Raw genomic sequence first — 25,054 nt, 5'->3', positions numbered from 1 at the left:
AATACAAGCCCCGCACCCCCGCCTCCCCTCTCCGCAGACTGTGCATCTCTTCCGCCAGGTATATAAATCCGAAAAAAGCAAAAAAACAACTGCCTGCCATAATCACTTATGACAGCCAGTTGATTTTCCACTACATTAACACCTAATCCAACCAGTGAATTAGTTGTACTTACGCTTACGAGCAGCTTCAGACTTTTTCTTACGTCTTACGCTTGGCTTCTCGTAATGCTCTCTCTTACGAATTTCCTGCTGAATGCCAGCCTTTGCACAGTTTCTTTTGAATCTGCGTAAAGCACTGTCTAAGCTCTCGTTATCTTTAACAATTACGTTTGACATCGCTCACACCTAACCTCCCTCCAGTTGTGTAATTGTGCATAATACAACTGTTTGGGTATTTTTAGCACTGCTATGATTATAGCATAAAAATACCGTACGTCAAGAATTTTTTTATAATTCTTACATTTATTTTTAAATTTTATCTGCACATGTACTATTTTGTCTGTTCTTCCACTGTCTCAACCGCTTTTTTAAGAGCATCGTCGATACCTGCCGGATTTTTGCCGCCGGCCTGGGCCATGTTGGGACGGCCGCCGCCGCCGCCGCCCACAAGACCAGCTATGGCTTTAATCAGGTTGCCTGCGTGGGCGCCCTTTTTCTGGGCGGAATCTGTGGCTGTAGCCATAAGGTTTACCTTGCCGTCCTGCTCGCAGGCCAGTACAATGACGCCTTCTCCCAGCTTGTCCTTTAACTGGTCGCCTAAGTTTCTCATGCCGTTCATGTCCACTCCGGCCACCCTGGCTGCCAGAACCTTAAGTCCGTTTACTTCCTTGACCTGGCTCATAACATCTCCCAGGGAGTCATTGGCAAGTTTGCTCTTAAGCTTCTCATTCTCGGAGTGAAGGGTCTTAATCTCCTCCAGAAGGGACTGTATCTTGGAAGTCAGCGCGGACGGTGTTGTCTTGGCTGTCCTGGCCGCCTCCTGAAGCTCCTCTTCCACCTCCTGATAATGTTTCATAAGCCCCTCGGATGTAAGCGCCTCAATACGCCTTACACCGGCGGCAATACCAGCCTCGGAAATAATCTTAAAATATGCAATGGTGCCTGTATTCGGCACATGGGTGCCGCCGCAGAGCTCCGTGGAGAAATCTCCCATGCGCACCACGCGCACCTTATCTCCGTATTTTTCACCGAACAGAGCCATGGCTCCTGTTTTCTTGGCTTCCTCCAGTGTCATAACCTGGGTGACGACCGGAAGGGATGCCTGGATTTCCTGGTTCACCAGTTCCTCCACCTTCTTAATCTCATCCGGTGTCATGGCTGAAAAATGGGTAAAGTCAAAACGCAGCCTGCCAGCGTCCACGTAGGAACCAGCCTGCTCCACATGGTCTCCCAATACCTTGCGCAGAGCCTTCTGAAGCAGATGGGTGGCGCTGTGGTTTTTGCAGGTAAGCGCGCGGTTGTGGGCACATACAGACAGAGTCACGTTTTCTCCCACCTGGAACATGCCTTTTGTCATAACGCCCACATGGCCTACCTTGCCGCCCTGAAGGTGTATGGTGTCTTCAACCTTAAAGGCGCCGTTTTCATTGGAGATAACACCTGTATCTCCCTGCTGGCCGCCCATGGTTCCGTAGAACGGGGTCTGCTCCACGATGATGGTACCCTTCTGTCCGTCTGTAAGGGCCTGTACCAGCTCTTCTTCCGTGGTCAGGACCGTCACCCTGGAATCAGCCGTCAGCCTGTCATAACCAATAAATTCAGTGGTAACAGAAGGATCGATGGACTGGTATACAGTCACGTCCGCACCCATGTAATTGGTAGTCTTGCGGGCCTTTCTGGCCTTTTCCTTCTGTTCCTTCATGGCGGCGGCAAAGCCGTCTTCATCCACGGTGCAGCCTCTCTCTTCCAAAATTTCCTTGGTTAGATCCAGAGGGAATCCATAAGTATCATACAGTTTGAATGCATTGGCTCCGGAAAGACACTTGTTCCCGGTTTTCTGCATTTCATCCTGCATCTCACCCAGGATGCTCAGTCCCTGGTCAATGGTCTTGTTGAACTTTTCCTCTTCCTCAGACAGTACCTTGAATATCATGGCCTGCTTTTCTTCCAGCTCAGGATAGCCGTCCTTGGACAGCTCGATTACGGTCTCAGAAAGACCGGCCAGGAACCTGCCTTCAATCCCCAGCTTTCTCCCATGACGGGCAGCACGGCGCAGAAGGCGGCGGAGCACATAGCCCCTTCCCTCATTGGAAGGCATGATTCCGTCTGAAATCATGAAGGTACAGGACTTAACGTGGTCTGTGACAATACGCAGAGACACATCTGTCTCATGGTCCTTCTGGTATTCTGTATGCGCAAGCTGGCACACCCTGTCCAAAAGCGCTTTGTTGGTGTCAACGGTAAACAGGGAGTCAACGCCCTGAACCACCACAGCCAGACGCTCCAGCCCCATGCCCGTATCAATATTCTTATGCTCCAGCTCTGTATAATGGCCATGTCCGTCATTATCAAACTGGGTAAATACATTGTTCCATACCTCAATATAGCGGTCGCAGTCGCAGCCCACCGTACATCCGGGCTTTCCGCAGCCAAAGGCCTCGCCTCTGTCGTAATATACCTCTGAACAGGGACCGCAGGGGCCTGAACCGTGCTCCCAGAAATTGTCCTCCTTGCCGAACTTGAAAATACGCTCAGCCGGAATCCCGATTTCCTTGTTCCAGATGCCGAAGGCCTCATCATCATCCAGGTACACGCTGGGATACAGCCTGTCCGGGTCCAGTCCCACCACATCGGTCAGAAATTCCCATGTCCAGTGGATGGCTTCTGTTTTAAAATAATCCCCAAAAGAGAAATTACCCAGCATCTCGAAGAAGGTGCCGTGACGGGCTGTCTTTCCTATATTCTCAATGTCGCCGGTGCGGATACACTTCTGGCAGGTGGTAACCCTGTTCCTGGGCGGAATCTCCTGTCCTGTGAAATATGGCTTCAGGGGAGCCATACCGGAATTGATTAAAAGCAGGCTGTTATCATTATGCGGCACCAGTGAAAAGCTTTTCATTGCCAGATGGCCCTTGCTCTCGAAAAATTCAAGGAACATCCGGCGCAGCTCGTTCACGCCGCGGTACTGTGGTTCTTTCACTTTATTTTCCTCCATATCATTGCTCTAATTACATAACCGTCATTTTACCATAACGCTATATAATTATCAAGACCGTCTTAACAAAAAAGAGAGGGAAAACCAATGATTTTCCATTGTTTTTCCCTCTTTCCCGCAATTCTTGATTCCGGTCATACGGACCGTTCTTTCCATATTTTCTCCTGTTACGGCGATGCCGGTTGAGAAGAATCCTCCTCTTCATAGAACACCCCGTTGGCTTCCTCATAGCGTCCTGCCAGTTCATAAGCCCTGTCCCTGGTCAGACTGGCCAATGTGGCCGCATAGCTGATTCCCTCCATAGATCCGCTGTTCCTGCCTGAACTCTCCGCCGCCCTGGCATCCCGGTTCTTAAGCCATTCCTGCTGCTCAGAAGCCAGCTTTGCAGCGTCCTCCTGGGACAGCATCTCCATAAGCGCATTGTAAATGGAATTCAGTTCACCTTCCCACAGCTTAAGTTCTGTTTCCGCCGAGGTCTTGATGGAATATACATTGGAGTCCGTTTCCTCCTCCCGCATCTTAAGAATCTGGGTATCCAAATCTTCCAGGCGTTTGCGGTAGTCTACTATGAGACTCACCTTATATTCCCTGGTCCTGGATCCTGTGAGAGGGGAAATAGGCATATTCTCTTCCGAAGCAGCGGCCCCCTCACCGGCGCCACCCGCAGTATCCGAAGCCATTGTTTCCCCAGCGGCATCCGCCATTGCAGGAGCTGCCTGGCCGGACGAAAAGGGCTCTGCTGCTGCCTTTGCTGCAGGAGCCTTTGCGTATGCTGCATCTCCGGAATCTGCACCTTTCGGAGCTGCGCTTGCAAGGCCTGCATCTCCTGATGCCGTGTTTCCCGAAGCTGTATTCCCCGGCCCTGCATCTCCCGTCATCCTGCGTTCCGCAGGTGTTGCGGGTGCTGCCCTGCCTGCTGCCGCCATACCTGTATCCGTTCCGCCTGCCTCTGTATCCTGCTGTCCCAAAGCCGGGGCAAAGGAAGGCGCTGCCGCCGTGTCTTCTGCCCCTGCTGTAATCTCAGCCATCATGGCCGCCCCCTGGCTGTTCACATAGTATTTGGTATAGTGGGTAACACCAGTTCCTATGAACAGGATACAGCCAATCACAATCCATATCCGTTTATCTTTCATCGCAACACATCCCTGCCATAATCTTGTATTTACCTTATCACAAAAAAGGAAGAAAAGAAACACGAAGATAAAAGGAGTAATAGATTGTAAGAGATATGTAAGAAAATCAGGAACAGATACAAATGCAAAAAAAGCGCTGCATCCCCTTTTTTCATGTAATCCAGGGTTAAGCAGCGCCTTCTGCTTTTAAACTGCATCAGGGTAAAGCTTATTTATGCCTCCAGCCCCTGATCTGTCATCAGATTCCCACCATCTGCCGCAGAGGTGGCCAGAGCATCGCATTTCTCATTTTCAGGATGGCCTGCATGTCCTTTTACCCAGATGAATTTCACCTGGTGGGGTTCCTTTGCCTTTAACAGGCGTTTCCAGAGGTCGATATTCTTTACCGGCCCGCTTTTCCCGCGGTTCCATCCCTTTGCCACCCAGCTGTCAATCCAATGCTGGTTAAATGCGTCTGTCAGGTATTTGGAATCCGAATATAATTCCACCTGGCATGGCCTGTTTAATGCCTCCAGCCCTACAATAGCAGCCATCAGTTCCATCCGGTTGTTAGTGGTGCGTACATACCCGCCGGACATGGTCTTCTCATGAAGCTGGCCGCTGCTGTCCGTAAAATGAAGCACTGTCCCGTAACCGCCCGGACCGTCAGGATTTCCCCTGGCAGAACCGTCTGTGTAAATCTGTACCTTCGTCATGTGTCAATATCTCCTGTCAGTAACATTCTATCTGTCCCATTTATCGCACAGGGCAAGAATCTGTTCCGTAAAACGGGTCAGGTCCTTATTAGCGCCGCCCTCGTTGCGGTGAATCACATCCAACAGCATCTTGCCAGCATCCACCAGCCTGGTATAAACACCGCTGGCCCTGCGTTTGGCGGCAGTTTCCTTCTCAATGAGAACGCCCTCTGTCTCTTTAATCCAGAAGCCCTTTATAAGGTCAAACTGGGAACCTGAAAAAGGCGCCCTGGCTGTGAGTTTCAGCTGGGTATTCAGCACATCCGAGAAGGATACGCAGGATTCCTCGCTTCCGTGAACCACAAAAACATAATCCGGCTTTTTCTCAAACGCGGATATCCAGCTGATAAGCCCGTCCCTGTCCGCATGGCCGCTGATTCCATCCATGGTTTCTATATGAGCCCGCACATCAATTTCCTCACCGAATATCTTCACGGTCTGAGCCCCGTCCTGCAGAATCCGTCCCAGGGTTCCCTCGGCCTGGTATCCCGCGAACACAACGGAGCACTCCGGCCTCCACAGGTTATGTTTCAGATGGTGGCGTATACGGCCCGCATCACACATGCCTGCCGCTGATATGATGACCTTGGGCGTCATGTCAAAGTTTATGTTCTTGGATTCCTCACTGGTAATGGAGAGCTTCAGTCCCGGAAAATCAATGGGGTTGATTCCGCGTTCCACCAGGGCTTTTGTCTCCTCGTCATAGCACTCCAGCATATTGTCCTTAAACACATGGGTGGCTTCCACGGCCAGAGGGCTGTCTACATAGACCTCGAAGCTGTCATGGCCGGCCACAAGCCTTTCTTCCTTAATATGGCGTATCAGATACAATAACTCCTGGGTACGTCCCACTGCAAAGGCCGGTATGACCACGTTGCCCTGCCGGTCCAGAGTCTCCTGTATGATTCTGGCCAGACTGTCCACATGGTTTACATCCTTTTTATGATAGCGGTTTCCGTAGGTGGATTCCATAACAACATAATCCGCCTCCGTAATATACTGGGGATCACGGATCAGAGGCTTATTCTTATTCCCAATGTCGCCGGAAAATACAATTTTTTTCTTGCTGGCGCCCTCAGTGGCCCATATCTCAATGGAGGCAGAACCCAGCAAATGTCCCACATCCGTAAAACGCAGGGTCAGATTGTCATTGAGCTTAAATACCTGCCCGTAAGCCACACCTTCAAAATGCTTAAGCACATCCTCAGCATCCTGCATGGTATAGAGGGCTTCCACCTCGCCCCGGCCTGCACGTCGCGCTTTCCGGTTTTTCCACTCAGCTTCCATCTCCTGTATGTGGGCGCTGTCCTTAAGCATGATGCTGCACAGGTCGGCGGTTGCATAGGTGGTGATAACCTGGCCTCTGAATCCCCTGGCATGAATCCACGGAAGCATGCCTGCATGGTCAATATGCGCGTGCGTCAGAAGCACATAGTCAATTTCATGATACCCCACGGGCAGCTCCGCATTCTGGTATATGTTATTTCCCTGTTCCATACCGCAGTCTATAAGCACCTTGGTATTTCCCACCTCCAGAAAATGACAGCTGCCCGTTACCTCATGGTCGGCCCCGATAAATGTAAGTCTCATCTGCATTCTCCCCTCTGAGTATAATATAGTCTTGCCCCACAGAATATTCTGTCAATTATGGCTACAGTATATCATATTCCCCATAAGAATGCAAATCGTATTGCAATATTTGCACAATTTTCTGAGAATCGTCCTTCTCCCAACACGCATTCTATTATTGCTGATTTTAAATAATAATGCATATCATACCGCCATTGCTGTCATTGATAATTTTCTGCAGAGTATCCTGCAGCTTCAGCTGGCAATCCTCCGTCATCTGGGACACCTTGGCCTGGATACCGTCCTCCACAATCTGTTCAATGGATTTTCCGAAAATATTGGTATTCCAGATTCCGTCGTCGCTCTCCCTGGCATTTTCCTTGATATAGGCAATCAGATCCTGGGCCTGCTGCTCGCTTCCCACAATCGGAGCGATCTCTGTCTCGATATGGGCCTTAATCAGGTTGATGGACGGTGCTTCCGCTTTCATCTTCACCCCATACTTGTTGCCGTGTTTGATGACCTGCGGTTCATCCAGCACGATTTCCGAGCGTTCCGGTGTCACCACTCCATATCCCTTTAACCGCACCTGGGTCAGAGCGTTCTGCACTTTTTCATATTCCTTCTGCATATTAGCCAGGCTGCTCAGGGTCTGCATGAGCTGGTACTCCCCTTCAATGGGCAGTCCCACATAGTCGCTGAGAATCTGGTAATAGTAGCTGTCATCCATATCCACCTGGACACCCACCCTGCCGTCCGCCATCTGCATATTTTTGACATTCATGGATCGTATGGTATCCGTATGCTGCTGTTCCAGTTCCCCGGACACATCCTTCATGTGTGTTACTTTCTGGATTACATTCCTGGCCGCCTGGATCACCTGGGCCTTAAGCCAATGGGTGGAAGGCAGGATCTCCAGCCATTTGGGAATATGGAAATCCATCTCAGTCACCGGAAACTCCTTCAGGACGCGCTCCAGGATATGGAAAACATCCTCCTTCTTGAGCTGCTCGCAGTTTACAGGCAGCACCGATACCCCATATGATTCAGACATTTCCCTTGCCAGCCTGGCAGTTTCGTCGGAATAAGGTTTGGTGGAATTTAAAAGTACCACAAATGGTTTGCCCAGCTTTTTCAGCTCGTCAATGGTCTGCTTTTCAGCTGCTATGTATCCGGGGCGTTTAATTTCCCCAATGGTGCCGTCTGTGGTCACAACGATTCCAATGGTGGAATGATCATTGATAACTTTTCTGGTTCCGATTTCCGCAGCCTGGGTAAACGGAATGTCATAATCAAACCACGGCGTCTTCACCAGTCGCTCCTCACCGTTTTCCACATGCCCCGCTGCCCCGTCTACCATGAATCCCACGCAGTCTATGACCCTTACCTTGGCTTCAATACCGTCTGCCAGATTAATGCTGGCCGCTTCTTTAGGAATAAACTTGGGCTCCGTGGTCATGATGGTCTTGCCGGCCGCGCTTTGAGGCAGCTCATCCCGGCTCAGGTTGCGCAGGTTCTCATCCTCCATTGCAGGGAGCACCAGCAGCTCCATGAACCGCTTTATGAAGGTAGATTTGCCTGTGCGGACCGGCCCTACTACGCCTATGTAAATCTCTCCGCCTGTTCTCGCCTGAATATCCTTGTATACATTAAAATTGTCCATAAATATACCCCCTTGCTATGCTTTTATAGTATATGCAGGGGGGTATGAGTATATGACTGGTACAAAATCACCATGTATCAGGTCTATTCACGCAAAATCAACAGATAAAATCAGGCCGTCATCGCCGTACATTATATATAGCATATCTTACCAGGGGTGTCAAGGAACGAAGCAGGGGTTATCCGCCCCTGCTCCTTTCTCATATCCATGATTCATTTTTACATAATTCTTCCTGCCAGTGGACTATTATTACCTTTATTCGCTGAGATAAGCCTTTTTTACCTGATCATTGTTCATAAGCTCCTTTGCGTCTCCGCTGAGAGCAACATTGCCCGTCTCCAGTACATAGGCCTTATGCGCAATGGAAAGAGCCTTCTTTGCGTTCTGTTCCACAAGAAGCACGGTAGTCCCATCCCCGTTTATCTTCTGGATGATATCAAAAATCTCATTTACATAGATTGGTGAAAGTCCCATGGAGGGCTCATCCATAACAATCATCCTGGGGTGGCTCATAAGAGCCCTTCCCATGGCAAGCATCTGCTGCTCGCCGCCGGACAGGGTGCCTGCAAGCTGGTTCTTGCGCTCCTCCAGACGCGGGAAACGCTGGTATATCATCTTCAGAGTGGCTTCTATCTCTTCCTTGTCTTTTCTTGTATAAGCCCCCATTTTCAGATTCTGCAGCACCGTAAGGGTGGCGAACACCCGCCTTCCTTCCGGCACATGGGCGATTCCCATGCCCACCAGTTTATAGCCGGGAACCCTGGTTATATCGGTTCCCTCATATACGATTTTTCCTGTCTTCGCGCTGATAAGCCCGGTGATGGTGTGCAGGGTTGTGGTCTTTCCCGCACCGTTGGCACCTATCAGAGCCACGATTTCTCCCTGGTTCACATCAAAGGAGATTCCTTTTATGGCCTGGATTACACCGTAGTATACTTCCAGGTCCCTGACTTCAAGCATAGCCATATTATACGCTCCTCCTATTCACCAAGATATGCTTTGACAACTTCCGGATTGTGAAGCACTGCGCCGGTCTCGCCCTGGCACAGGACCTGTCCGAAGTTGAGAACGGTCAGTTCTTCGCAGATACCGCTTACAAGCTTCATATCATGTTCAATCAGAAGGATGGTCATATCGAAATTATCCCTCACAAAACGGATGGTATCCATAAGCTCGGCTGTCTCATTTGGATTCATTCCCGCTGCCGGCTCATCCAGGAGAAGGAGCTTTGGCTCCGTGGCCAGGGCCCTGGCTATCTCCAGCTTTCTCTGCTTTCCGTAGGGGAGGTTGGAGGCTTTGTAGTCGCACTCTTCGTCCAGTCCGAATACCTTGAGCAGCTCCATGGCCCTCTCGTCCATTTGCTTCTCCACCTTAAAATAGTTGGGAAAACGGAAAATTCCGGCTGTGGTGGAATACCTGTAATGATTGTGAAGACCTGCCTTCACATTGTCCAGCACCGACAAATCCTTAAACAGACGGATGTTCTGGAAGGTCCTGGCAATGCCGGCCTGGTTTATTTCCGTGGTTTTCCTGCCGGTAATGTTGACTCCTGCCAGCTCAATGCTTCCTGCATCCGGCTTATATACGCCTGTCAGCAGATTGAAAATAGTGGTCTTACCGGCTCCGTTGGGACCGATGAGACCGTAAAGCTGTCCCTTTTCTATGCTGATTTGAAAATTATCAACTGCCTTAAGGCCGCCAAAAGATATGCTTAAATTCTTAACTTCAAGTAATGCCATCTTATGCTGCCTCCTTTGCGGGTTTCTTATCTTTTCTGCTGAATTTTTCCGCCAAACGTTCACGCATCACCACAAACTGGGGTGCGGAGTTGAACAGCATGGCCAGAATCAGCACGATTGCGTACATAAGCATACGGTAATTGCTGAGTCCGCGCAGCATCTCCGGAAGGAGATACAGAATGACCGTCGCAATGACGGAACCGCGGATGTTTCCGATACCGCCCAGTACCACGTACACCAGAATCATGATGGACATGTTGTATCCGAAATTCTTGGGCAGGGCTGTCAGGGTGGTCAGATTGTGGGCATACAGCACACCGGCAATACCTGCAAGTCCAGCGGAAATGGAAAATGCCAGCAGCTTGTACTTGGTGATATTGATGCCGATGGACTCCGCTGCAATGCGGTTGTCCCGGATAGCCATGATGGCACGGCCTGTGCGGGAGTTCACCAGATTCATGACAATGAACAGGGTGATAAGCACCAGGATAACACCTATGGTAAAGGTGGCTGCCTGGGGCGTTCCCGTAATGCCCTGGGCGCCCTTTATCAGGATTTCCCCGCCCTCTCCCAGCTTTAAGGACATGGAATCCTTAAAGGAGATATGGAAGCCGGAAGCGTCCCGTCCCAGATAAACAGCATTGACCAGGTTCTTGATAATTTCACCAAAGGCCAGGGTCACAATAGCCAGATAATCACCTCTCAGGCGCAGCACCGGGATTCCGATAATGACGCCGAACAGGGCCGCTGTAACGGCTCCGATGAGGATGGCGATGACCATTCCAAGAGTCGGGTCAATGGCTCCCTTCATGCACTTTGAAAACAGGGCGCCGGCAAAGGCTCCCACGCACATAAAGCCTGCGTGTCCCAGACTCAGCTCTCCCAGGATACCCACGGTCAGGTTCAGGGACACAGCCATGATTACGTAGATGCAGAAAGGAACAAGAAGTCCCTTCATAAGGCTGGATATATGCCCTGTTCCCACCAGGACCTGCATGATGATATAGGCAGCCACCACCATGCCGTATGTAATCATATTATTTATGAATGTCTTTCGTTTTGCGTTGCTCTTCATACCGGCACCTACACTTTCTCATTAATCTTCTTGCCCAGAATACCGGTAGGCTTCACCAGAAGCACGATAATCAGGACGGAAAACACAATGGCATCTGACATCTGTGAGGATATGTATGCCTTGGACAGAATCTCAATGACACCCAGCAGGATACCGCCGATGAAAGCACCCGGAATGGATCCGATTCCTCCGAATACAGCCGCAACAAAGGCCTTGATACCCGGCATGGAACCAGTATAAGGTGTAAGGGACGGGTAAGCGGAGCAGAGCAGCACGCCCGCTATGGCCGCCAGCGCGGAACCGATGGCAAATGTAAGGGCAATGGTGCCGTTTACATTGATTCCCATAAGGGTAGCCGCCCCCCTGTCCTCGGAAACCGCCAGCATGGCCTGTCCGGCCTTGGACTTGTTGATAAAGGCAGTGAGTCCAATCATGATGACGATACAGGAAAGGATGGTGACGATGGTCTCCCCTGTAATGGTCATCTCTCCTCCCGCCAGTTTGATGGCAGGCAGGGTCACCACGGAGGTGAAGGATTTGGTATCTGCTCCAAAGATAAGAAGGGCAACGTTCTGCAGCAGGTAGCTGACGCCGATTGCCGTAATGAGAACCGCAAGGGGAGAGGCGCCGCGCAGGGGCTTATAAGCAATCCGTTCAATGGTCATGCCCAACAGCGTACATACGGCCACCGCAAGGAGCACTCCCGCCATGGGCGGCAGTCCCATTGTGCTGACCGTGACAAATACCACGTAGCTGCCTATCATAATAACATCGCCATGAGCGAAATTCAGCATCTTGGCAATGCCGTAAACCATTGTATATCCAAGTGCGATGATGGCATATACACTGCCCAGGCTGATGCCGTTAATTAAATAGTTAATAAAGCCCATACCTACACCTCTTCGTCTGAAGTCTTTTTTAGTTTATCGCTATAAAGCGACAGATTATTCAAAATTATATCATATATCGTTACTATAAACAAGAGGGTTGTCATAGTGACAACCCTCTGTTGGGTTTTCTGGTTGGTTCTGGCCGGATTTAAAAGGCGGCAGATTACATTGCAGAGTAAGCTCCGTCCACTACCTTAACAGCCTTAGGCGCCTTGTGAGGCTCGCCGTCCTCAGTCCAGGTCATGCCCTCGCCGGTCAGGCCGTCTAATTTGATATTCAGCATGGATGCCTTTAACGCGTCACAAATCGTGCTGGCGTCTGCATCAGGAGTTACATTGGCGTCCTCAATAGCAGCCTTGATAGCGTAGATTGCATCGTATGCATCTGCTGCAAACTGTACCGGAACCTCGTTGTAAGCAGCCTTGTAGCTCTCAACAAACTTAACGGTCAGGTCATCGGTAGCATCTGCCGCGAATGGTGTCAGGAGCATAAGTCCCTCTGCCAGCTTGGTGTCAAAGTTCTGAACCTGAAGGATACCGTCCATGCCGTCGCATCCGAAGAACTGCGGTGCAAAGCCCATGGTGCTGGCCTGCTGAAGGATCAGGGAAGCCTCGGTATAGTAAATTGGCAGGAACACCAGCTCAGCGCCTGCATCCTTGGCCTTCTGTAACTGGGTGGAGAAATCCTTGTTGCTGTCAGCGGTAAATGCCTCGGCTGCAACAATCTCAATACCCTGGTTTGCGGACTCTTCCGCGAACTTCTCATAGATACCGCTGGAATATACGTCGGAGCTGTCATAGATAACAGCAACCTTGGAAGCCAGCTTGTTCTCGCCTATGTACTTAGCGGATGCAGCGCCCTGGTCCGGATCGGAGAAGCAGATACGGAATACGTTGGGGTTAGCCGCACACTCTACAGCGGAACCGGATGGTGTAATCTGGAACATGTTGTCAGCTGCTGTCTTATCTGCAACTGCGATACATGGAGCGGAGGTAACCGTGCCCATCAGCACCTGCATACCCCAGTCCTTTAATGTATTATAAGCATTGACAGACTTCTCTGCGTCATGCTCGTCGTCCTGGAAGTTGAATTCAATCTGTGCGCCGTTTATTCCTCCGGCCTCATTGATTTCCTTTACTGCCAGCTCTGCGCCGTGCTGTACAGCCACGCCGTACACAGCCGCACCGCCGGTTACAGGACCGATGCCGCCAATCTTGAACACGCCGCCTGCCGCACCTGCGTCAGTTGCTGCGGTATCCGCTGCCTCGCTTCCCTCTGCTTTTGCATCTGCCGCAGTAGTCTCTGCTGCTTTTGTGGTCTCTGCCGTATTGGAACCGCCGCATGCTGTCAATGACATAGCCATAACGGCTGCCAGGCCCAGACTTAAAAATCTCTTCTTCATAATTAGTTCCTCCTCTTGCCTTTAAAATATAAAGCTTTCTATATTATAGGTAGTCCGAATGGGTTTGTCAATCGTTTCATGAAAATTATGGTTTATTTTCGACGATATACCGAAAAATTAGAGCCAAAGCAGGTATAATCCGCCAAAAACAGGCTATTTTTTAGGGGAAGGCACCATTTCTGGTTCCCTTCCCCTATTTTTTATTCTTCCGACCACTCCAAATCCGAGTTTTCGATACGCTTATCCCTGAGCATCAGCTCCAGAACCGCTTCCTTTGCAGGCATGCCTCCGAACAGGATGGCATTGACCTGTTCCACAATCGGCATGGACACCTTGTACTGCTGCGACAGCGCCAGAGCCGCCTTGGCGGAATACACACCCTCCACCACCATCTTTACCTCTGCCATGGCTTCCTCCATGGTATAGCCCCGGCCAATCAGGATGCCTGCCCTGCGGTTGCGGCTGTGCATGCTGGCACAGGTCACAATTAAATCCCCTATGCCTGTAAGTCCGGCAAATGTCTCCATCCGTCCGCCCATGTCAATGCCCAGGCGGGATATCTCCGCGATTCCCCTGGTAATGAGGGCAGCCTTGGTGTTGTCGCCGTATCCCAGACCGTCGGCCATACCGGCGGCCAGGGCAATCACATTTTTAAGGGCGCCTCCCAGCTCAATTCCCAGCACATCAGGGCTGGTATACACGCGGAATACCTCGCTCATGAAGATTCCCTGGACAAATTCAGCCACGCTGCGCTTATGGGCGCCGGCCACACATGTGGTGGGGAGGCCCCTGCTCACTTCCTCCGCATGGCTGGGCCCTGAAAGGACCGTCACCTCAGCCTCCGGCAGCTCCTCCTCAATAATCTGGGACAGGGTCATGAGGCTCTTCTCCTCGATTCCCTTTGCCACGTTTGTTATCACCTGGCCCTGCTTTATGTAGGGCTTCATCCTTTGTGATGTCTGCCTCACAAAAACCGAGGGAACAGCCAGTACCAGAAGGTCCTTATCCCTCATAGCCTCCTCAAGGTCATCCGTAAGCCCGATTGCTTCCGGGATCTTTACCTCAGGAAGATTGCGGTGGATACGTGTCTCCTTTAGTTCCGCTATCTCCTGCGGAATGGCGGACCATATCTGTACCGTATGTCCATTGCCGTTAAGTAAAACTGACAGGGCTGTGCCCCATGTGCCTGATCCGATTACACCGATTGATGCCATAACCTCACCGTCCATTAATTGTTTTTTACTGTCCTTTGTATACTACTCTGTCTTTTTCTTAGCGCCTACCTTGTTCTCCCTGCCCTGTACCAGTCTGACGATATTCGCCCTGTGCCTCCAGAAAGCCATGGCCGCTATAACCGCAGAAACAGCGTAGAACTGGGGTCTGGCCTCGGGTGCCAGCCCGTAAGCCCCCAAATGGCCGAAATAGATGTTCCAGCACAGGAAAATAGCGGACACCACCAGGGAGCCCAGGGACACATACCTGGTCACCGCCACGATAAGAACAAAGGCCAGCAGGCAGACAGCTGTCAGCCGCCAGTCCAGCGAAAACATGATGCCTGCTGTTGCCGCAATCCCCTTACCGCCTTTAAACTTAAGATAAAAAGGAAAATTATGGCCCAGTATGACGCCGAAGCCCGCACAGAGTATCAGCACATAGATATACCCCGGCTGGGACCGGAAAAGAATCCTTACCAGGAAGCAGGGTATCACCGTTTTCAGGAAATCACCCATGAATACAATGAGACCTGCCTTTACTCCCATAACGCGCAGGGCATTGGTGCTTCCCGAATTGCCGCTGCCGTGCTGGCGTATATCAATTCCCTTGGACCTGCCGTAAATGAAACCGGTCTGGAATAAACCAAAGACATATCCCATGGCCAAACATATAATCTGTTCCACTCCTTAATCCCCCTTTCCTTACACCTACTGCTCTTTTCCTTTTCGTTCCCTGACAAGGAATTTTAGGGATGTCCCTTTAAAGCCGAAGGCATTTCTGATCTGGTTCTCCAGATACCTGGTATAAGAAAAATGCATCAGTTCCTTGTCGTTTACAAAGATCACAAAGGTTGGAGGCTTTACCGCCACCTGGGTCATATAGTAAATCTTAAGCCGTTTTCCCTTGTCGGAAGGCGGCTGCTGCATGGCCACTGCCTCTGTCATGATTTCGTTGAGAACGCCGGTGGCCACCCTCAGGTTCTGGTTCTGGCGCACCACGTCAATCATCTCAAAAAGCTTGGTCAGACGCTGTCCTGTTGCCGCGGATATAAAGAGATATTCCGCGTATGGGATGAAGGACAGGACCTCCTTGATTTTTCTGGTATATTCGTATATGGTCTTGTCCGTTTTCTCGATGGCATCCCATTTATTTACGGCTACAATGATTCCCTTGCCTCTCTCATGGGCGATTCCGGCAATCTTGGCATCCTGCTCCGTGACGCCTTCCGTGGCGTCTATGACCACAACCACCACATCGGCCCGTTCCACGGCGGACACGGTACGGATAATGCTGTAGCGCTCCAGTTCTTCCTTTATCTTGCTCTTGCGGCGCAGGCCGGCCGTATCTATGAATACATAAGGGGTTCCTTCATGGATAACCTCCGTATCCACCGCATCCCTGGTAGTGCCTGCTATATCCGACACAATGACGCGGTTCTCGCCCACAAGCTTATTAATAATGGAAGACTTTCCCACATTCGGCTTGCCTACCACAGCGATTCTCGGACGCTCGTCCTCTTCTTCCTCCATCTGCTCCGAGTCAAAGTGCTTCACCACTTCGTCCAGCAGATCACCAATTCCCAGCCGCGAAGCAGCCGATACAGCGACAGGCTCTCCGATTCCCAGATTGTAAAACTCGTAGACGTCATTGCCGTACTTGGCAACGCTGTCCACCTTGTTCACAGCCAGCACCACCGGCTTGTGGGATTTGCGCAGCAAATCAGCCACCTTTGAATCCGAATCCACCAGTCCCTGACGCACATCCACGATAAAAATAATCACATCCGCAGTAGAAATGGCAATCTCCGCCTGCTCCCGCATCTGGGAAAGGATGATATCCTTGGAATCCGGCTCGATACCTCCGGTGTCAATCAGCGTGAAATTCATATTCAGCCAGTCGCAGTCCGCGTAAATCCGGTCCCTGGTCACGCCCGGCGTGTCCTTTACAATGGAAATGGTATCTCCTGCTATGACATTAAACAACGTAGACTTTCCCACATTGGGCCTGCCTACGATTGCAACTATTGGTTTACTCATGTTTTTATAACCTCCTCATTCATGACCTTCCGTCACATCTGCCTGCGCACAATCCGGTATTCATCATCGGACTGGTAATAAGGACATGCGCTAACAGTACCTCTTAAAAAGCGCCCCATCTCATCCTCGTCCAGATTCACTTCACAGATATAGTAATCATTTTCCTCATCATATACGTAATTGCCGCAGCACTCACAGCTGGTCTTTTTGTTCTTTCCAGGTTTCATCTGAATCCATATCCTTTAACACAAATTCTTCGCATCCGCTTGATTTTACTATACCGGACCTGACTTGTAAAGCACTTTCTTATTAACCTCTATCATAGCAATATAACTTATTTTTGTAAATGCAAAGTTAATTTTCTAAAAAATGTTTGTGGAAATGTCTTGTTTTTTTTGACGAAATAGTATCAACCCCTTGACCCGGTCAAAGGGAAATGGTATAAATCATATGTGATATTCCCAAACAAATGATGATTCCAAAGGAGCAAAGCTATCATGGCTAACAATTTTGTATTCAAAGATTCCCTTCCCGTAGCGCCTTTAAAAATCGCTGCACTGGAAAGCTGTAAGGATCTTGCAGCCAAGGTGAACGACCATATTGTACAATTCAGGCGCAATGATATAGAGGAACTGATGCGCCGCAAGGAGGACCTTCACTACCGCGGGTACGACGTGGATTCCTATCTGCTTCACTGCAGCTGTCCCAGATTCGGAACAGGCGAGGGCAAAGCTGTCATCAATGAATCCGTAAGGGGCACAGATGTTTTTGTCATGGTGGATGTGATGAATTACAGCATTCCCTACACGGTAAGCGGTTATACCAACCACATGTCGCCGGACGACCATTTTCAGGATTTGAAGCGGATTATCGGGGCCTGCTCCGCAACCGCCCACAGGGTCAATGTGGTCATGCCCTTCCTATATGAAAGCCGCCAGCACAAGCGCAACAAACGCGAATCTCTGGACTGCGCCATGGCTTTAGAGGAACTGGCAGCCTTAGGCATGGAAAACATCATCACCTTTGACGCCCACGATCCCCGGGTACAAAACGCCATTCCGCTGATTGGCTTTGACAATTTCATGCCCACGTATCAGTTTGTAAAGGCCCTCTTTTCCCATGATTCCAACATCCGCATTGACAAGGAACACTTAATGGTGGTCAGTCCGGACGAGGGAGCCATGAACCGCGCCGTATACCTTGCCAACAACCTGGGTGTGGATATGGGTATGTTCTATAAACGCAGGGATTATTCCCAGGTAATTGGCGGCCGCAATCCAATTGTGGCGCATGAATTCCTGGGCTCTTCCGTAGAAGGCAAAACCGTACTTATTATTGACGACATGATTTCCTCCGGCGAAAGCATGCTGGACACCTGTAAGGAGTTAAAGGAACACAAGGCTGACAAGGTCATCGTCTGCTGCACCTTCGGTCTCTTTACCAACGGCCTTGAGAAATTTGACGAGTACTACCATCAGGGATATCTGGATTATGTCATCACCACCAACCTGAATTACCGTACCCAGGAACTGCTTAACAGGGAATGGTATCTGGAAGCCGACATGAGCAAATACCTGGCCGCTGTCATCAACTCCCTGAACCATGACCGCTCCATCAGCGCTTCCCTCTCTCCCACGGAGAAGATTCAGAAGCTGGTCCAGAAGCATCAGAACGGCGGATACGAGTATTTCCAGAAGCTTGTATAACCCCCTGCCACCATGCAGAAAATTTAACCCGGCAATCAATATTCAAAAATGCACAGTCCACGGCAGCGAAATGCCCGCCGTAAGGGACTGTGCATTTTTTATGTTTCTCTCTATGGTCACACCAGGTTCCAGGCAGCCGGGTCCGCGCCCTTCTTTTCCAAAATAGGATCCGTCCCCTGTTCCTTTACCAGTTCATACTCTTCGCCGGTAAGCAGCATCATCCACAGCAGGTTCACGGGCTCGTCCATGAACATGGGATAGGCAGGGCCTTCCTGTACGCCGCACAGGCCAGGGCTCAGAAGCAGAACACCTTCATAGCCTTCCACTCCGCTGCAGGGAATGGTATGGCCGTGTCCCAGCCAGCCCAGTTCCTTCCATGGCAGGGACGCCTGGGCCGCTGTATAGTTAAGCATGGCCATAATGCCTTCCTGGCTGCATCCCTTGGGAAAAGCCACTCCCAGTTCCATGCGGCGGTATTTCCATGTCTCATCCTGAAAATACTGTTCCACCTTTGGCTGGGCCAGGGCCCCGTTTCCAAGGGTAAACGCATACTGGCTGCCCTTTCGTTCTCCTGTCACCAGAGCCTTTGGCGGAAATCCGCCTCCGTCAATGGCATAATACTTTTTGTGGGGACCAAAAAATGCTTCCATGGCAGCCAGCTGTTCCTGCTGCATGGTCTCAAAATATCCTCCCCTCATAATGTCCCAGTACATCCGGCTGCGCTCCATCCGCTGTTCCAGAACAGGCAGCGCCTCCTGAAGCTCCCAGGCAAAGGGCGCCATACCCTTTGCGTATAGGGAATATCCCGGAAATTCCCGGTCGGCCCAGCCAGGAATAACCGCAATCATCCTGCCGTCCTCATACAGGGCTGCACCGTCTCCCTCTTCAAACCAGACCAGGGACAATTTTTCCCTGTCCAGGCAGATACCCGCAGAATCATGGGTCACGTATGCCCTGGGCATACGCGGGGCCATTCCCATCTTCATGGCCTCATAATCCATATCTTCCATGGCCGGAACCCGGTTGCAGATCCAGCAGTTGCGAATCTCTGCGTTCTCGCTTCCGGGATTCACCCAAAGGTAGAAATAGACCGCCTGTCCGTTGTCCTCCACAACAGCCTGTATGCTGCATACAGGAGACCACTCCTCCAATAATACATCCATATTGCCCCTCTTCCTTTCTCCTTCGCAGACCTCACGCTACTTAAGGCACAGAAACGCTGCCAGGTTTCCCCGCTCCTCCCCCACTTTCCGGTGTGAAAAGAGATAATCGCTGTTGCACATGGTGCAGATGTTAGTGATATGGATATTCTCCCGGCGTATGCCTGCCTCGCGGAAAATGATTTCATTGGCCTTCCACAAATCCAGCTGATACTTTCCGGGCCTTTTTCCTTGGCAATACAGCGCTTCCCGGTGTTCCGGCCCAAAGGCCTCCCTAAATTCCTCCACCACTTCACCGCCCACTTCAAAGCAGTCCCGGCAGATGCTGGGACCCACACAGGCAATCAGATCCTCCGGCTTTGTGCCGAAGGCTTCCTTCATGGCATCCACCGTCACCTGGCCCATGCGCTTAACCGTTCCCCTCCATCCGGAATGGCTGAGCCCAATGGCCCTGTTTACCGGATCCAACAGGTACAGGGGCACACAGTCCGCATAAAAGGTCACCAGGGTAAGCCCCGGCACATCGGTAATCAGACCGTCGATGTCCCTGTAATCCCGTTCCCTTACAACACCCTTTCCCGCATCCTCCAGCGTCACCCGGCGCAGGTTGACCGTATGGGTCTGGTGGGACACCACCATGCGGTCCCGCTCCACTCCCAGGGCGGCTGCCATACGCGTAAAGTTTTCCAGCACATCCTCCGCTGCGTCTCCTCTGCTGTAAGAGAAATTCATGGTGGAAAATTTTCCCCTGCTGGCTCCGCCCATGCGGGTGGAAAAACCATTGACGGCCAGCCCAGTATCATCCAGCGCCTTAAATGAGAGGTAGGGAACGCCTGCACTTTCTTTTGTATCAAATACGCGGGATTTGTTCTTATAGCTCCAGTTTATATCCATAACACCATTGCCTCCTTATACTCAAAATGCATCCTGTATCAGCTCAATGTCACTGCCCAGGATTCCCACCACGTCAAACCGGCAGGGCACGTCCCCGCCCATTCCATGGCTGTACAGATAAAAGGCCGCTGCCCGCCGTATGCGCTCCTGCTTCCTTGCGTCAACAGCCTCCGCCGGGCTTCCCATGGACAGCCCGGAGCGGTATTTTACCTCTGCAAAAACAAGGTACCTGCCATGGCGGCAAATCAAATCAATTTCTCCCTGGCGGCACCGGAAATTCCGCTCCAGCACGCGGTAACCCTTACTTGTTAAAAAGGCAGCCGCTGTTTCCTCATAACGGCTGCCTGTCTGTCTCTTATTCATATGTATCCGCCTGAACAATATTCCTGATAAAGCTTCTCCTGTGAATAGGGCAGGGCCCAAGCTCTCTGATGGCAGCAATGTGGGCCGCCGTGCCGTATCCCTTGTGTTTGGCAAATCCATATCCGGGAAATAATTCCTCGTACTCAGCCATCATATGGTCCCTGGTGACCTTTGCCAGGATGCTGGCTGCCGCTATGGACAGGCTCTTTGCGTCCCCTTTAATAATAGGCACCTGCACCCCCTCCAGCCCGGGAATGGTGACAGCGTCGTTGAGAAGCACTTCCGGCTTCACGGAAAGCCCCTTCACAGCCTCCCTCATGGCCTCATAGGTGGCCTGAAGAATATTGATTTCGTCAATCCGGGCAGGAGATGCCAGGCCCACATTCCATGCTACAGCCTTTTCCTTTATCTCTAAAAACAGTTCCTCACGGCGTTTCTCCGACAGTTTCTTGGAATCATTGAGATACAGGATACGGCATCCCTTGGGAAGCACTACGGCTCCTGCTGCCACCGGTCCCGCCAGGGGTCCCCTGCCCGCTTCATCAATACCGCAGATATAGGTGCAGGCATCATACTCCTTCTCATATTCCGCCATGGCCTCCAGACGGGCCATCTCCTGCTCCAGCTTTTCTCCCTTTAGTACCCTTGCAGCCATTGTCATTCCACCTTGTCCTTTTGATTCTCCGGCTCCTCCAGCGTGATCCGCCCCAACTTGCCTGCCCTGAAATCATCCAGAAGCAGGCCTGCCGCCCTGGACACATCCAGATCCCCGCCTTTTAACAGGCAGGCCCTGACCCTGGCTATTTCCTCCAGGATAACGGCAGCTTCCTTTCCCTCTGTTTCCAGGCCAAACCGTTCTGCCAGCACCTGGGGATAACGCTTTTTCAAAAAGCGTATAAGCTCGCAGGCCAGCTCATCTTTGTTGAGAATCTGGTCATTGATGGAGCCGATGAGAGCCAGCTTCAGGCCCACCTGCTGATCCTCAAACCTGGGCCACAGGATTCCGGGGGTGTCCAGAAGCTCCAGCGTCTTATTCAGGCGTATCCACTGGTTTCCCTTGGTGACGCCGGGCTTGTTGCCGGTCTTGGCGCAGGCCTTTCCTGCAAAGGAATTGATGAAGGTGGACTTGCCCACATTGGGAATCCCCACCACCATGGTACGTATGGGACGGTTCAGAATGCCCCTGCGCCGGTCCCTTTCTATCTTTTCCTTACATGCCTCCTGGATGACGGACTGCACCTGCTTAAGTGTTCCCTTGTTCCTGGCGTCAACCTTCACCACGTGAATGCCCTTGTCCTCAAACCAGGCTGCCCAGCGGGCATTCTGCCGCTCGTCCGCCAGGTCCGATTTGTTGAGAAGCACCATCCTGGCCTTGCCCGCGCCCAGGTCATCTATGTCCGGATTCCGGCTGGAAAGGGGAACCCTGGCGTCTACCAGCTCGATTACCAGGTCAATAAGCTTCATATCTTCCTTCATGGCCCGTTTTGCCTTGGTCATATGACCAGGATACCACTGAATGTTCATATTTGTAAACTCCTGTTCTATCTTGAATGGATGAAGTCCAGTTTCAGAAGGGGAAATATCCTGAACCAGACCTTGCCCTGTATCTGCTCTCTTTTTACATTTCCAATGTTGGGGAACCGGCTGTCCTCACTGCTGTCCCTGTTATCTCCCAGGAGAAAATACTCATTGTCCTCCAGCTTAATGGGAGTGTCCGCCCTTCCTGCCAGGGACACCTGTTCCAGGCCGTCCTCCGCGTTTAAAAGCTCGCCGTCAATGAATATATAGCCGCCCTTAATCTGCACGGTCTCACCAGGCAGACCGATGATCCGCTTCACATTCTTCTTGTGGTCCTCGCGCTCAAATACCACGATGTCAAACCGTTCTGGCTTTCCCACATCATAAATCAGGCGGTTCACCAGGACCACATCGTCCGCATCTAAAACCGGCTGCATGGAACCGCCTGACACAGGCACCTGAGTACAGAAACCGTAGACCAGGAACCAGGCACTGGCCAGGACCAACACCACATTGACCGTCCAGCGGACTGCTTTTCTCAGCCACGCCGTATCCTCATTCACATAAAAATCCATGTACCCACACCTATCTTTTAAGGCATTTCCCGGACTGCTTACGGGTATGCCGCCTGCTTAACAAAATAGAGTTTGCATCTGCAAACTCTATTCTCACTTCCACTACCTGATTATTTAACTAATTCTTTAACCTTGGCAGCCTTACCAACCCTGTCTCTTAAGTAGTTCAGCTTCGCTCTTCTTACTTTACCCTTACGTACAACCTCTACGTTGTCAACGCTTGGGGAATGTAATGGCCAGGTCTTCTCAACGCCGATACCATTGGAGTTCTTCCTTACGGTAAAGGTCTCTCTGGCTCCGCCGTTCTGTCTCTTAATGACAGTTCCCTCGAAAATCTGGATTCTCTCGCGGTTACCCTCTTTAATCTTGTTGTATACCTTAACGGTATCGCCAACGTTAAAGCTGGGTACGCTTTCCTTCAACTGGGCTGCTTCAATGTTCTTAATAATATCGTTCATCGTGTGAACCTCCTTCATCTATTGGATGTTCTTAATACGCCGGCAGTAAATCAGATTCACCACTCACAGTAACAGAGGACCATCTATTTCTTGTCACAACGACTTATTCTAGCATATATTGTCCCAAAATGCAAGCATTTTATGAGCTGTTTCGCCTTGATTTCGCCTTGGTTCTATTCCTCTTCTTTTTCTCCGGGAAGGATGTACAGATGAACCTTGTCAATACGGTTCTTTTCCACCTGTTCCACTACCAGGCGCACATTGCCGCACACCACCTCTTCGCCCTGGGAAGGCAGATGTTCCAGGCGGTCAATCACAAGCCCCCCCACAGAATCATAGTCCTCAGAAGACAGTTCCAAATCCAGGATGTCATTGAGGTCATCCAGCTTCATGGAACCTTCCACCAGATACTGGCCGTCTCCCAGATCCATCAGCTCCTCTTCCTCATCCTCGTCATACTCATCGCGTATATCGCCCACGATTTCTTCCAGGATATCCTCCAGGGTAATCAGACCTGCCGTGGCGCCGTACTCATCCAGAACAATGATGATATTGTTGGGAGACTTCTTAATCTCCATCATCAGCTCGGATAGCTTTTTAGATTCAAAGGTATAAAAAGGCTGGCGCAGGTAATCCGACACGCAGAAGGACGCCTTGTCCTCCACCAGCAGCAGGTCCTTAATATTGATGATGCCCACCACATTGTCCGTTGTTTCCTTATAGACCGGAAGCCTGGTATAATGCTCCTCTCTGAATATCTGAATCAGATCATCATAATCAGCCTCTATGTCAACAAACACCATGTCGATTCTGGGCACCATGACATCCTTTGCCACGGAGTCTCCCAGGTCAAACACATTGTTGATCATCTCACGTTCTTCCGACTCAATAACACCCTTTTCATGGCCCACGTCCACAATGGTCCTGAGCTCGTCCTCCGTAATGTCGTCATTCCTCTTATCAGGGTCCACATGGAGAACCTTGAGGACAATCAGCGACATCCAGTTAATAAGGACAATCAGAGGGGTCAGCACAGTCATCAGAATATGAATCATATGGCCTACCCGCAGGGAATACCGCTCCGCATCCAGGGTTGCCATTGTTTTAGGTGTTATCTCACCAAAAATCAAAATTAAAAGCGTCAGTACGCCGGTCGCGGCTCCAGCGGCTTTATTTCCAAATATTTCCGTCACCAGCACGGTAAGCATGGATGAGGCCGAAAGATTCACCACATTGTTGCCGATTAATATGGCACTGAGCATCTTTCCCTGATTCTCAGACAGCTTCATCACCCACTGCGCAGACTTGCTCCCCCCTTCTGCCAATGTCCTGATACGGATTTTATTGACGGTTGTGAGGGCAGTCTCCGAAGACGAGAAAAAAGCGGAAAGTCCCAGTAAAATGATAATGATAACGACACGTATGGCAATACTGTCACCCGATGGGTCCAAAAAAATCAACTCCTATTATTTCATATTTTACAGTCCCAAAAGCCCGGAACGTATGGGCCGTGGCCTGTAATGTGTGTATTTATGTGGATAGTTTCAGAGAATTGTACAATATTATTGGGGGATTGTCAATATGGAAGGATTCGCGGGGTGGGGGCAGGGGAGAGAAAAAAAGGGGGTATCGAGGAAAAGCAGCGGGAGGGGATTGACATTGTTAGGCTGCCCGTATCTTAAGCCTGCGGCTCTCATCTGCGCGAAGCGGGGAAAATATGCGGCTGGTGGGGAGATACGTTGTGGAGTGAGAGGAACGGGGGCGGAAACA

24 protein-coding genes are annotated in these 25,054 nt (G+C 50.8%); 1 reads left to right on the top strand and 23 read right to left on the bottom strand.

The genetic code is table 11. The features are described from left to right. Positions 1 to 159 precede the first annotated feature (159 nt). The 15 genes from rpsU to CGC65_RS13950 form a co-directional block, all read right to left on the bottom strand. A complete protein-coding gene (gene rpsU, locus CGC65_RS14020; RefSeq protein WP_003504099.1) occupies positions 160 to 336 on the bottom strand; it encodes a 30S ribosomal protein S21 in 177 nt (58 codons plus the stop codon). Positions 337 to 490: 154 nt separating this feature from the next. Continuing rightward, positions 491 to 3,139, bottom strand: coding sequence for an alanine--tRNA ligase (gene alaS / locus CGC65_RS14015; RefSeq protein WP_002567511.1), 2,649 nt, complete (start codon positions 3,137 to 3,139; stop codon positions 491 to 493). Positions 3,140 to 3,321: 182 nt separating this feature from the next. Continuing rightward, a complete protein-coding gene (locus CGC65_RS14010; RefSeq protein ID WP_002567510.1) occupies positions 3,322 to 4,287 on the bottom strand; it encodes a lysozyme inhibitor LprI family protein in 966 nt (321 codons plus the stop codon). 212 nt (positions 4,288 to 4,499) lie between these two features. Continuing rightward, positions 4,500 to 4,982: a ribonuclease HI gene (rnhA, locus tag CGC65_RS14005; RefSeq protein WP_002567509.1), complete on the bottom strand. Its 483-nt coding sequence runs from the start codon at positions 4,980 to 4,982 to the stop codon at positions 4,500 to 4,502. A 27-nt stretch (positions 4,983 to 5,009) separates the two neighbouring features. After that, a complete protein-coding gene (locus tag CGC65_RS14000) occupies positions 5,010 to 6,617 on the bottom strand; it encodes an MBL fold metallo-hydrolase RNA specificity domain-containing protein (RefSeq protein ID WP_002567508.1) in 1,608 nt (535 codons plus the stop codon). Positions 6,618 to 6,777: 160 nt separating this feature from the next. After that, positions 6,778 to 8,253: a stage IV sporulation protein A gene (spoIVA, locus tag CGC65_RS13995; protein ID WP_002567507.1), complete on the bottom strand. Its 1,476-nt coding sequence runs from the start codon at positions 8,251 to 8,253 to the stop codon at positions 6,778 to 6,780. A 255-nt stretch (positions 8,254 to 8,508) separates the two neighbouring features. Then, positions 8,509 to 9,219 (bottom strand): ABC transporter ATP-binding protein, encoded by a 711-nt coding sequence (locus CGC65_RS13990; protein ID WP_002567506.1) that lies wholly within the window; start codon positions 9,217 to 9,219, stop codon positions 8,509 to 8,511. A 14-nt stretch (positions 9,220 to 9,233) separates the two neighbouring features. Then, positions 9,234 to 9,992 (bottom strand): ABC transporter ATP-binding protein, encoded by a 759-nt coding sequence (locus CGC65_RS13985; protein WP_002567505.1) that lies wholly within the window; start codon positions 9,990 to 9,992, stop codon positions 9,234 to 9,236. A 1-nt stretch (position 9,993) separates the two neighbouring features. After that, complete coding sequence (locus CGC65_RS13980) at positions 9,994 to 11,067, bottom strand: branched-chain amino acid ABC transporter permease (protein WP_002567504.1); 1,074 nt, start codon at positions 11,065 to 11,067, stop codon at positions 9,994 to 9,996. A gap of 8 nt (positions 11,068 to 11,075) precedes the next feature. Further along, positions 11,076 to 11,957: a branched-chain amino acid ABC transporter permease gene (locus tag CGC65_RS13975; protein ID WP_002567503.1), complete on the bottom strand. Its 882-nt coding sequence runs from the start codon at positions 11,955 to 11,957 to the stop codon at positions 11,076 to 11,078. Between the two features lie 163 nt (positions 11,958 to 12,120). Continuing rightward, positions 12,121 to 13,359: an ABC transporter substrate-binding protein gene (locus CGC65_RS13970; protein WP_002567502.1), complete on the bottom strand. Its 1,239-nt coding sequence runs from the start codon at positions 13,357 to 13,359 to the stop codon at positions 12,121 to 12,123. Between the two features lie 200 nt (positions 13,360 to 13,559). Continuing rightward, positions 13,560 to 14,573, bottom strand: a complete 1,014-nt coding sequence (locus CGC65_RS13965) for an NAD(P)H-dependent glycerol-3-phosphate dehydrogenase (protein WP_002567501.1) — start codon at positions 14,571 to 14,573, stop codon at positions 13,560 to 13,562. Between the two features lie 42 nt (positions 14,574 to 14,615). Then, positions 14,616 to 15,257, bottom strand: coding sequence for a glycerol-3-phosphate 1-O-acyltransferase PlsY (gene plsY, locus CGC65_RS13960; protein WP_002567500.1), 642 nt, complete (start codon positions 15,255 to 15,257; stop codon positions 14,616 to 14,618). A 24-nt stretch (positions 15,258 to 15,281) separates the two neighbouring features. Beyond that, complete coding sequence (gene der / locus CGC65_RS13955; protein WP_002567499.1) at positions 15,282 to 16,610, bottom strand: ribosome biogenesis GTPase Der; 1,329 nt, start codon at positions 16,608 to 16,610, stop codon at positions 15,282 to 15,284. Positions 16,611 to 16,642: 32 nt separating this feature from the next. Continuing rightward, the gene (locus CGC65_RS13950; RefSeq protein WP_002567498.1) at positions 16,643 to 16,837 is read right to left on the bottom strand and encodes a DUF6472 family protein; all 195 of its coding nucleotides are present in this window, start codon (positions 16,835 to 16,837) and stop codon (positions 16,643 to 16,645) included. A 270-nt stretch (positions 16,838 to 17,107) separates the two neighbouring features. On the opposite strand from CGC65_RS13950, the gene CGC65_RS13945 reads away from it, so the two are divergent. Beyond that, positions 17,108 to 18,316 carry a ribose-phosphate pyrophosphokinase gene (locus CGC65_RS13945; RefSeq protein ID WP_002567497.1) on the top strand — a complete coding sequence of 403 codons (1,209 nt, stop codon included), beginning with the start codon at positions 17,108 to 17,110 and terminating at the stop codon, positions 18,314 to 18,316. Between the two features lie 116 nt (positions 18,317 to 18,432). Here the strand turns inward: CGC65_RS13945 and CGC65_RS13940 are convergent, their stop codons facing one another. The 8 genes from CGC65_RS13940 to CGC65_RS13905 all read right to left on the bottom strand — a co-directional run bounded on the left by CGC65_RS13940 (position 18,433) and on the right by CGC65_RS13905 (position 24,735). Then, positions 18,433 to 19,479 carry a suppressor of fused domain protein gene (locus CGC65_RS13940; protein WP_002567496.1) on the bottom strand — a complete coding sequence of 349 codons (1,047 nt, stop codon included), beginning with the start codon at positions 19,477 to 19,479 and terminating at the stop codon, positions 18,433 to 18,435. A gap of 36 nt (positions 19,480 to 19,515) precedes the next feature. Continuing rightward, positions 19,516 to 20,370, bottom strand: coding sequence for a peptidoglycan editing factor PgeF (pgeF, locus tag CGC65_RS13935; RefSeq protein ID WP_002567495.1), 855 nt, complete (start codon positions 20,368 to 20,370; stop codon positions 19,516 to 19,518). A 21-nt stretch (positions 20,371 to 20,391) separates the two neighbouring features. Further along, the gene (locus tag CGC65_RS13930) at positions 20,392 to 20,733 is read right to left on the bottom strand and encodes a YraN family protein (protein ID WP_002567494.1); all 342 of its coding nucleotides are present in this window, start codon (positions 20,731 to 20,733) and stop codon (positions 20,392 to 20,394) included. Next, positions 20,726 to 21,388 carry a ribonuclease HII gene (locus CGC65_RS13925; RefSeq protein ID WP_002567493.1) on the bottom strand — a complete coding sequence of 221 codons (663 nt, stop codon included), beginning with the start codon at positions 21,386 to 21,388 and terminating at the stop codon, positions 20,726 to 20,728. The genes CGC65_RS13930 and CGC65_RS13925 overlap by 8 nt, the downstream gene beginning before the upstream one ends. Positions 21,389 to 21,390: 2 nt before the next feature. Beyond that, positions 21,391 to 22,257 (bottom strand): ribosome biogenesis GTPase YlqF, encoded by an 867-nt coding sequence (gene ylqF, locus CGC65_RS13920; protein WP_002567492.1) that lies wholly within the window; start codon positions 22,255 to 22,257, stop codon positions 21,391 to 21,393. 17 nt (positions 22,258 to 22,274) lie between these two features. Beyond that, positions 22,275 to 22,826, bottom strand: coding sequence for a signal peptidase I (gene lepB / locus CGC65_RS13915; RefSeq protein WP_002567491.1), 552 nt, complete (start codon positions 22,824 to 22,826; stop codon positions 22,275 to 22,277). A gap of 110 nt (positions 22,827 to 22,936) precedes the next feature. Then, positions 22,937 to 23,284, bottom strand: coding sequence for a 50S ribosomal protein L19 (rplS, locus tag CGC65_RS13910; RefSeq protein ID WP_002567490.1), 348 nt, complete (start codon positions 23,282 to 23,284; stop codon positions 22,937 to 22,939). 173 nt (positions 23,285 to 23,457) lie between these two features. Then, on the bottom strand, positions 23,458 to 24,735 hold the full coding sequence (locus CGC65_RS13905; protein ID WP_002567489.1) for an HlyC/CorC family transporter: 1,278 nt from the start codon (positions 24,733 to 24,735) through the stop codon (positions 23,458 to 23,460). Between the last annotated feature and the right edge of the window lie 319 nt (positions 24,736 to 25,054).

The sequence above is a fragment of the Enterocloster bolteae genome (genome assembly GCF_002234575.2).
Lineage (GTDB): Bacteria > Bacillota > Clostridia > Lachnospirales > Lachnospiraceae > Enterocloster > Enterocloster bolteae.
Note: the sequence above shows the minus strand (reverse complement) of the source record. Positions and strands in the feature narration are given on the sequence as shown.

Excerpts from the sequence above, each read along its gene's own strand:
- rpsU (WP_003504099.1), bottom strand. The coding sequence starts at position 336 with ATGTCAAACGTAATTGTTAAAGATAACGAGAGCTTAGACAGTGCTTTA.
- CGC65_RS14010 (WP_002567510.1), bottom strand. The coding sequence starts at position 4,287 with ATGAAAGATAAACGGATATGGATTGTGATTGGCTGTATCCTGTTCATA.
- rnhA (WP_002567509.1), bottom strand. The coding sequence starts at position 4,982 with ATGACGAAGGTACAGATTTACACAGACGGTTCTGCCAGGGGAAATCCT.
- CGC65_RS14000 (WP_002567508.1), bottom strand. The coding sequence starts at position 6,617 with ATGCAGATGAGACTTACATTTATCGGGGCCGACCATGAGGTAACGGGC.
- spoIVA (WP_002567507.1), bottom strand. The coding sequence starts at position 8,253 with ATGGACAATTTTAATGTATACAAGGATATTCAGGCGAGAACAGGCGGA.
- CGC65_RS13990 (WP_002567506.1), bottom strand. The coding sequence starts at position 9,219 with ATGGCTATGCTTGAAGTCAGGGACCTGGAAGTATACTACGGTGTAATC.
- CGC65_RS13985 (WP_002567505.1), bottom strand. The coding sequence starts at position 9,992 with ATGGCATTACTTGAAGTTAAGAATTTAAGCATATCTTTTGGCGGCCTT.
- CGC65_RS13980 (WP_002567504.1), bottom strand. The coding sequence starts at position 11,067 with ATGAAGAGCAACGCAAAACGAAAGACATTCATAAATAATATGATTACA.
- CGC65_RS13975 (WP_002567503.1), bottom strand. The coding sequence starts at position 11,957 with ATGGGCTTTATTAACTATTTAATTAACGGCATCAGCCTGGGCAGTGTA.
- CGC65_RS13970 (WP_002567502.1), bottom strand. The coding sequence starts at position 13,359 with ATGAAGAAGAGATTTTTAAGTCTGGGCCTGGCAGCCGTTATGGCTATG.
- CGC65_RS13965 (WP_002567501.1), bottom strand. The coding sequence starts at position 14,573 with ATGGCATCAATCGGTGTAATCGGATCAGGCACATGGGGCACAGCCCTG.
- der (WP_002567499.1), bottom strand. The coding sequence starts at position 16,610 with ATGAGTAAACCAATAGTTGCAATCGTAGGCAGGCCCAATGTGGGAAAG.
- CGC65_RS13950 (WP_002567498.1), bottom strand. The coding sequence starts at position 16,837 with ATGAAACCTGGAAAGAACAAAAAGACCAGCTGTGAGTGCTGCGGCAAT.
- CGC65_RS13945 (WP_002567497.1), top strand. The coding sequence starts at position 17,108 with ATGGCTAACAATTTTGTATTCAAAGATTCCCTTCCCGTAGCGCCTTTA.
- CGC65_RS13940 (WP_002567496.1), bottom strand. The coding sequence starts at position 19,479 with ATGGATGTATTATTGGAGGAGTGGTCTCCTGTATGCAGCATACAGGCT.
- pgeF (WP_002567495.1), bottom strand. The coding sequence starts at position 20,370 with ATGGATATAAACTGGAGCTATAAGAACAAATCCCGCGTATTTGATACA.
- CGC65_RS13930 (WP_002567494.1), bottom strand. The coding sequence starts at position 20,733 with ATGAATAAGAGACAGACAGGCAGCCGTTATGAGGAAACAGCGGCTGCC.
- CGC65_RS13925 (WP_002567493.1), bottom strand. The coding sequence starts at position 21,388 with ATGGCTGCAAGGGTACTAAAGGGAGAAAAGCTGGAGCAGGAGATGGCC.
- ylqF (WP_002567492.1), bottom strand. The coding sequence starts at position 22,257 with ATGAACATTCAGTGGTATCCTGGTCATATGACCAAGGCAAAACGGGCC.
- lepB (WP_002567491.1), bottom strand. The coding sequence starts at position 22,826 with ATGGATTTTTATGTGAATGAGGATACGGCGTGGCTGAGAAAAGCAGTC.
- rplS (WP_002567490.1), bottom strand. The coding sequence starts at position 23,284 with ATGAACGATATTATTAAGAACATTGAAGCAGCCCAGTTGAAGGAAAGC.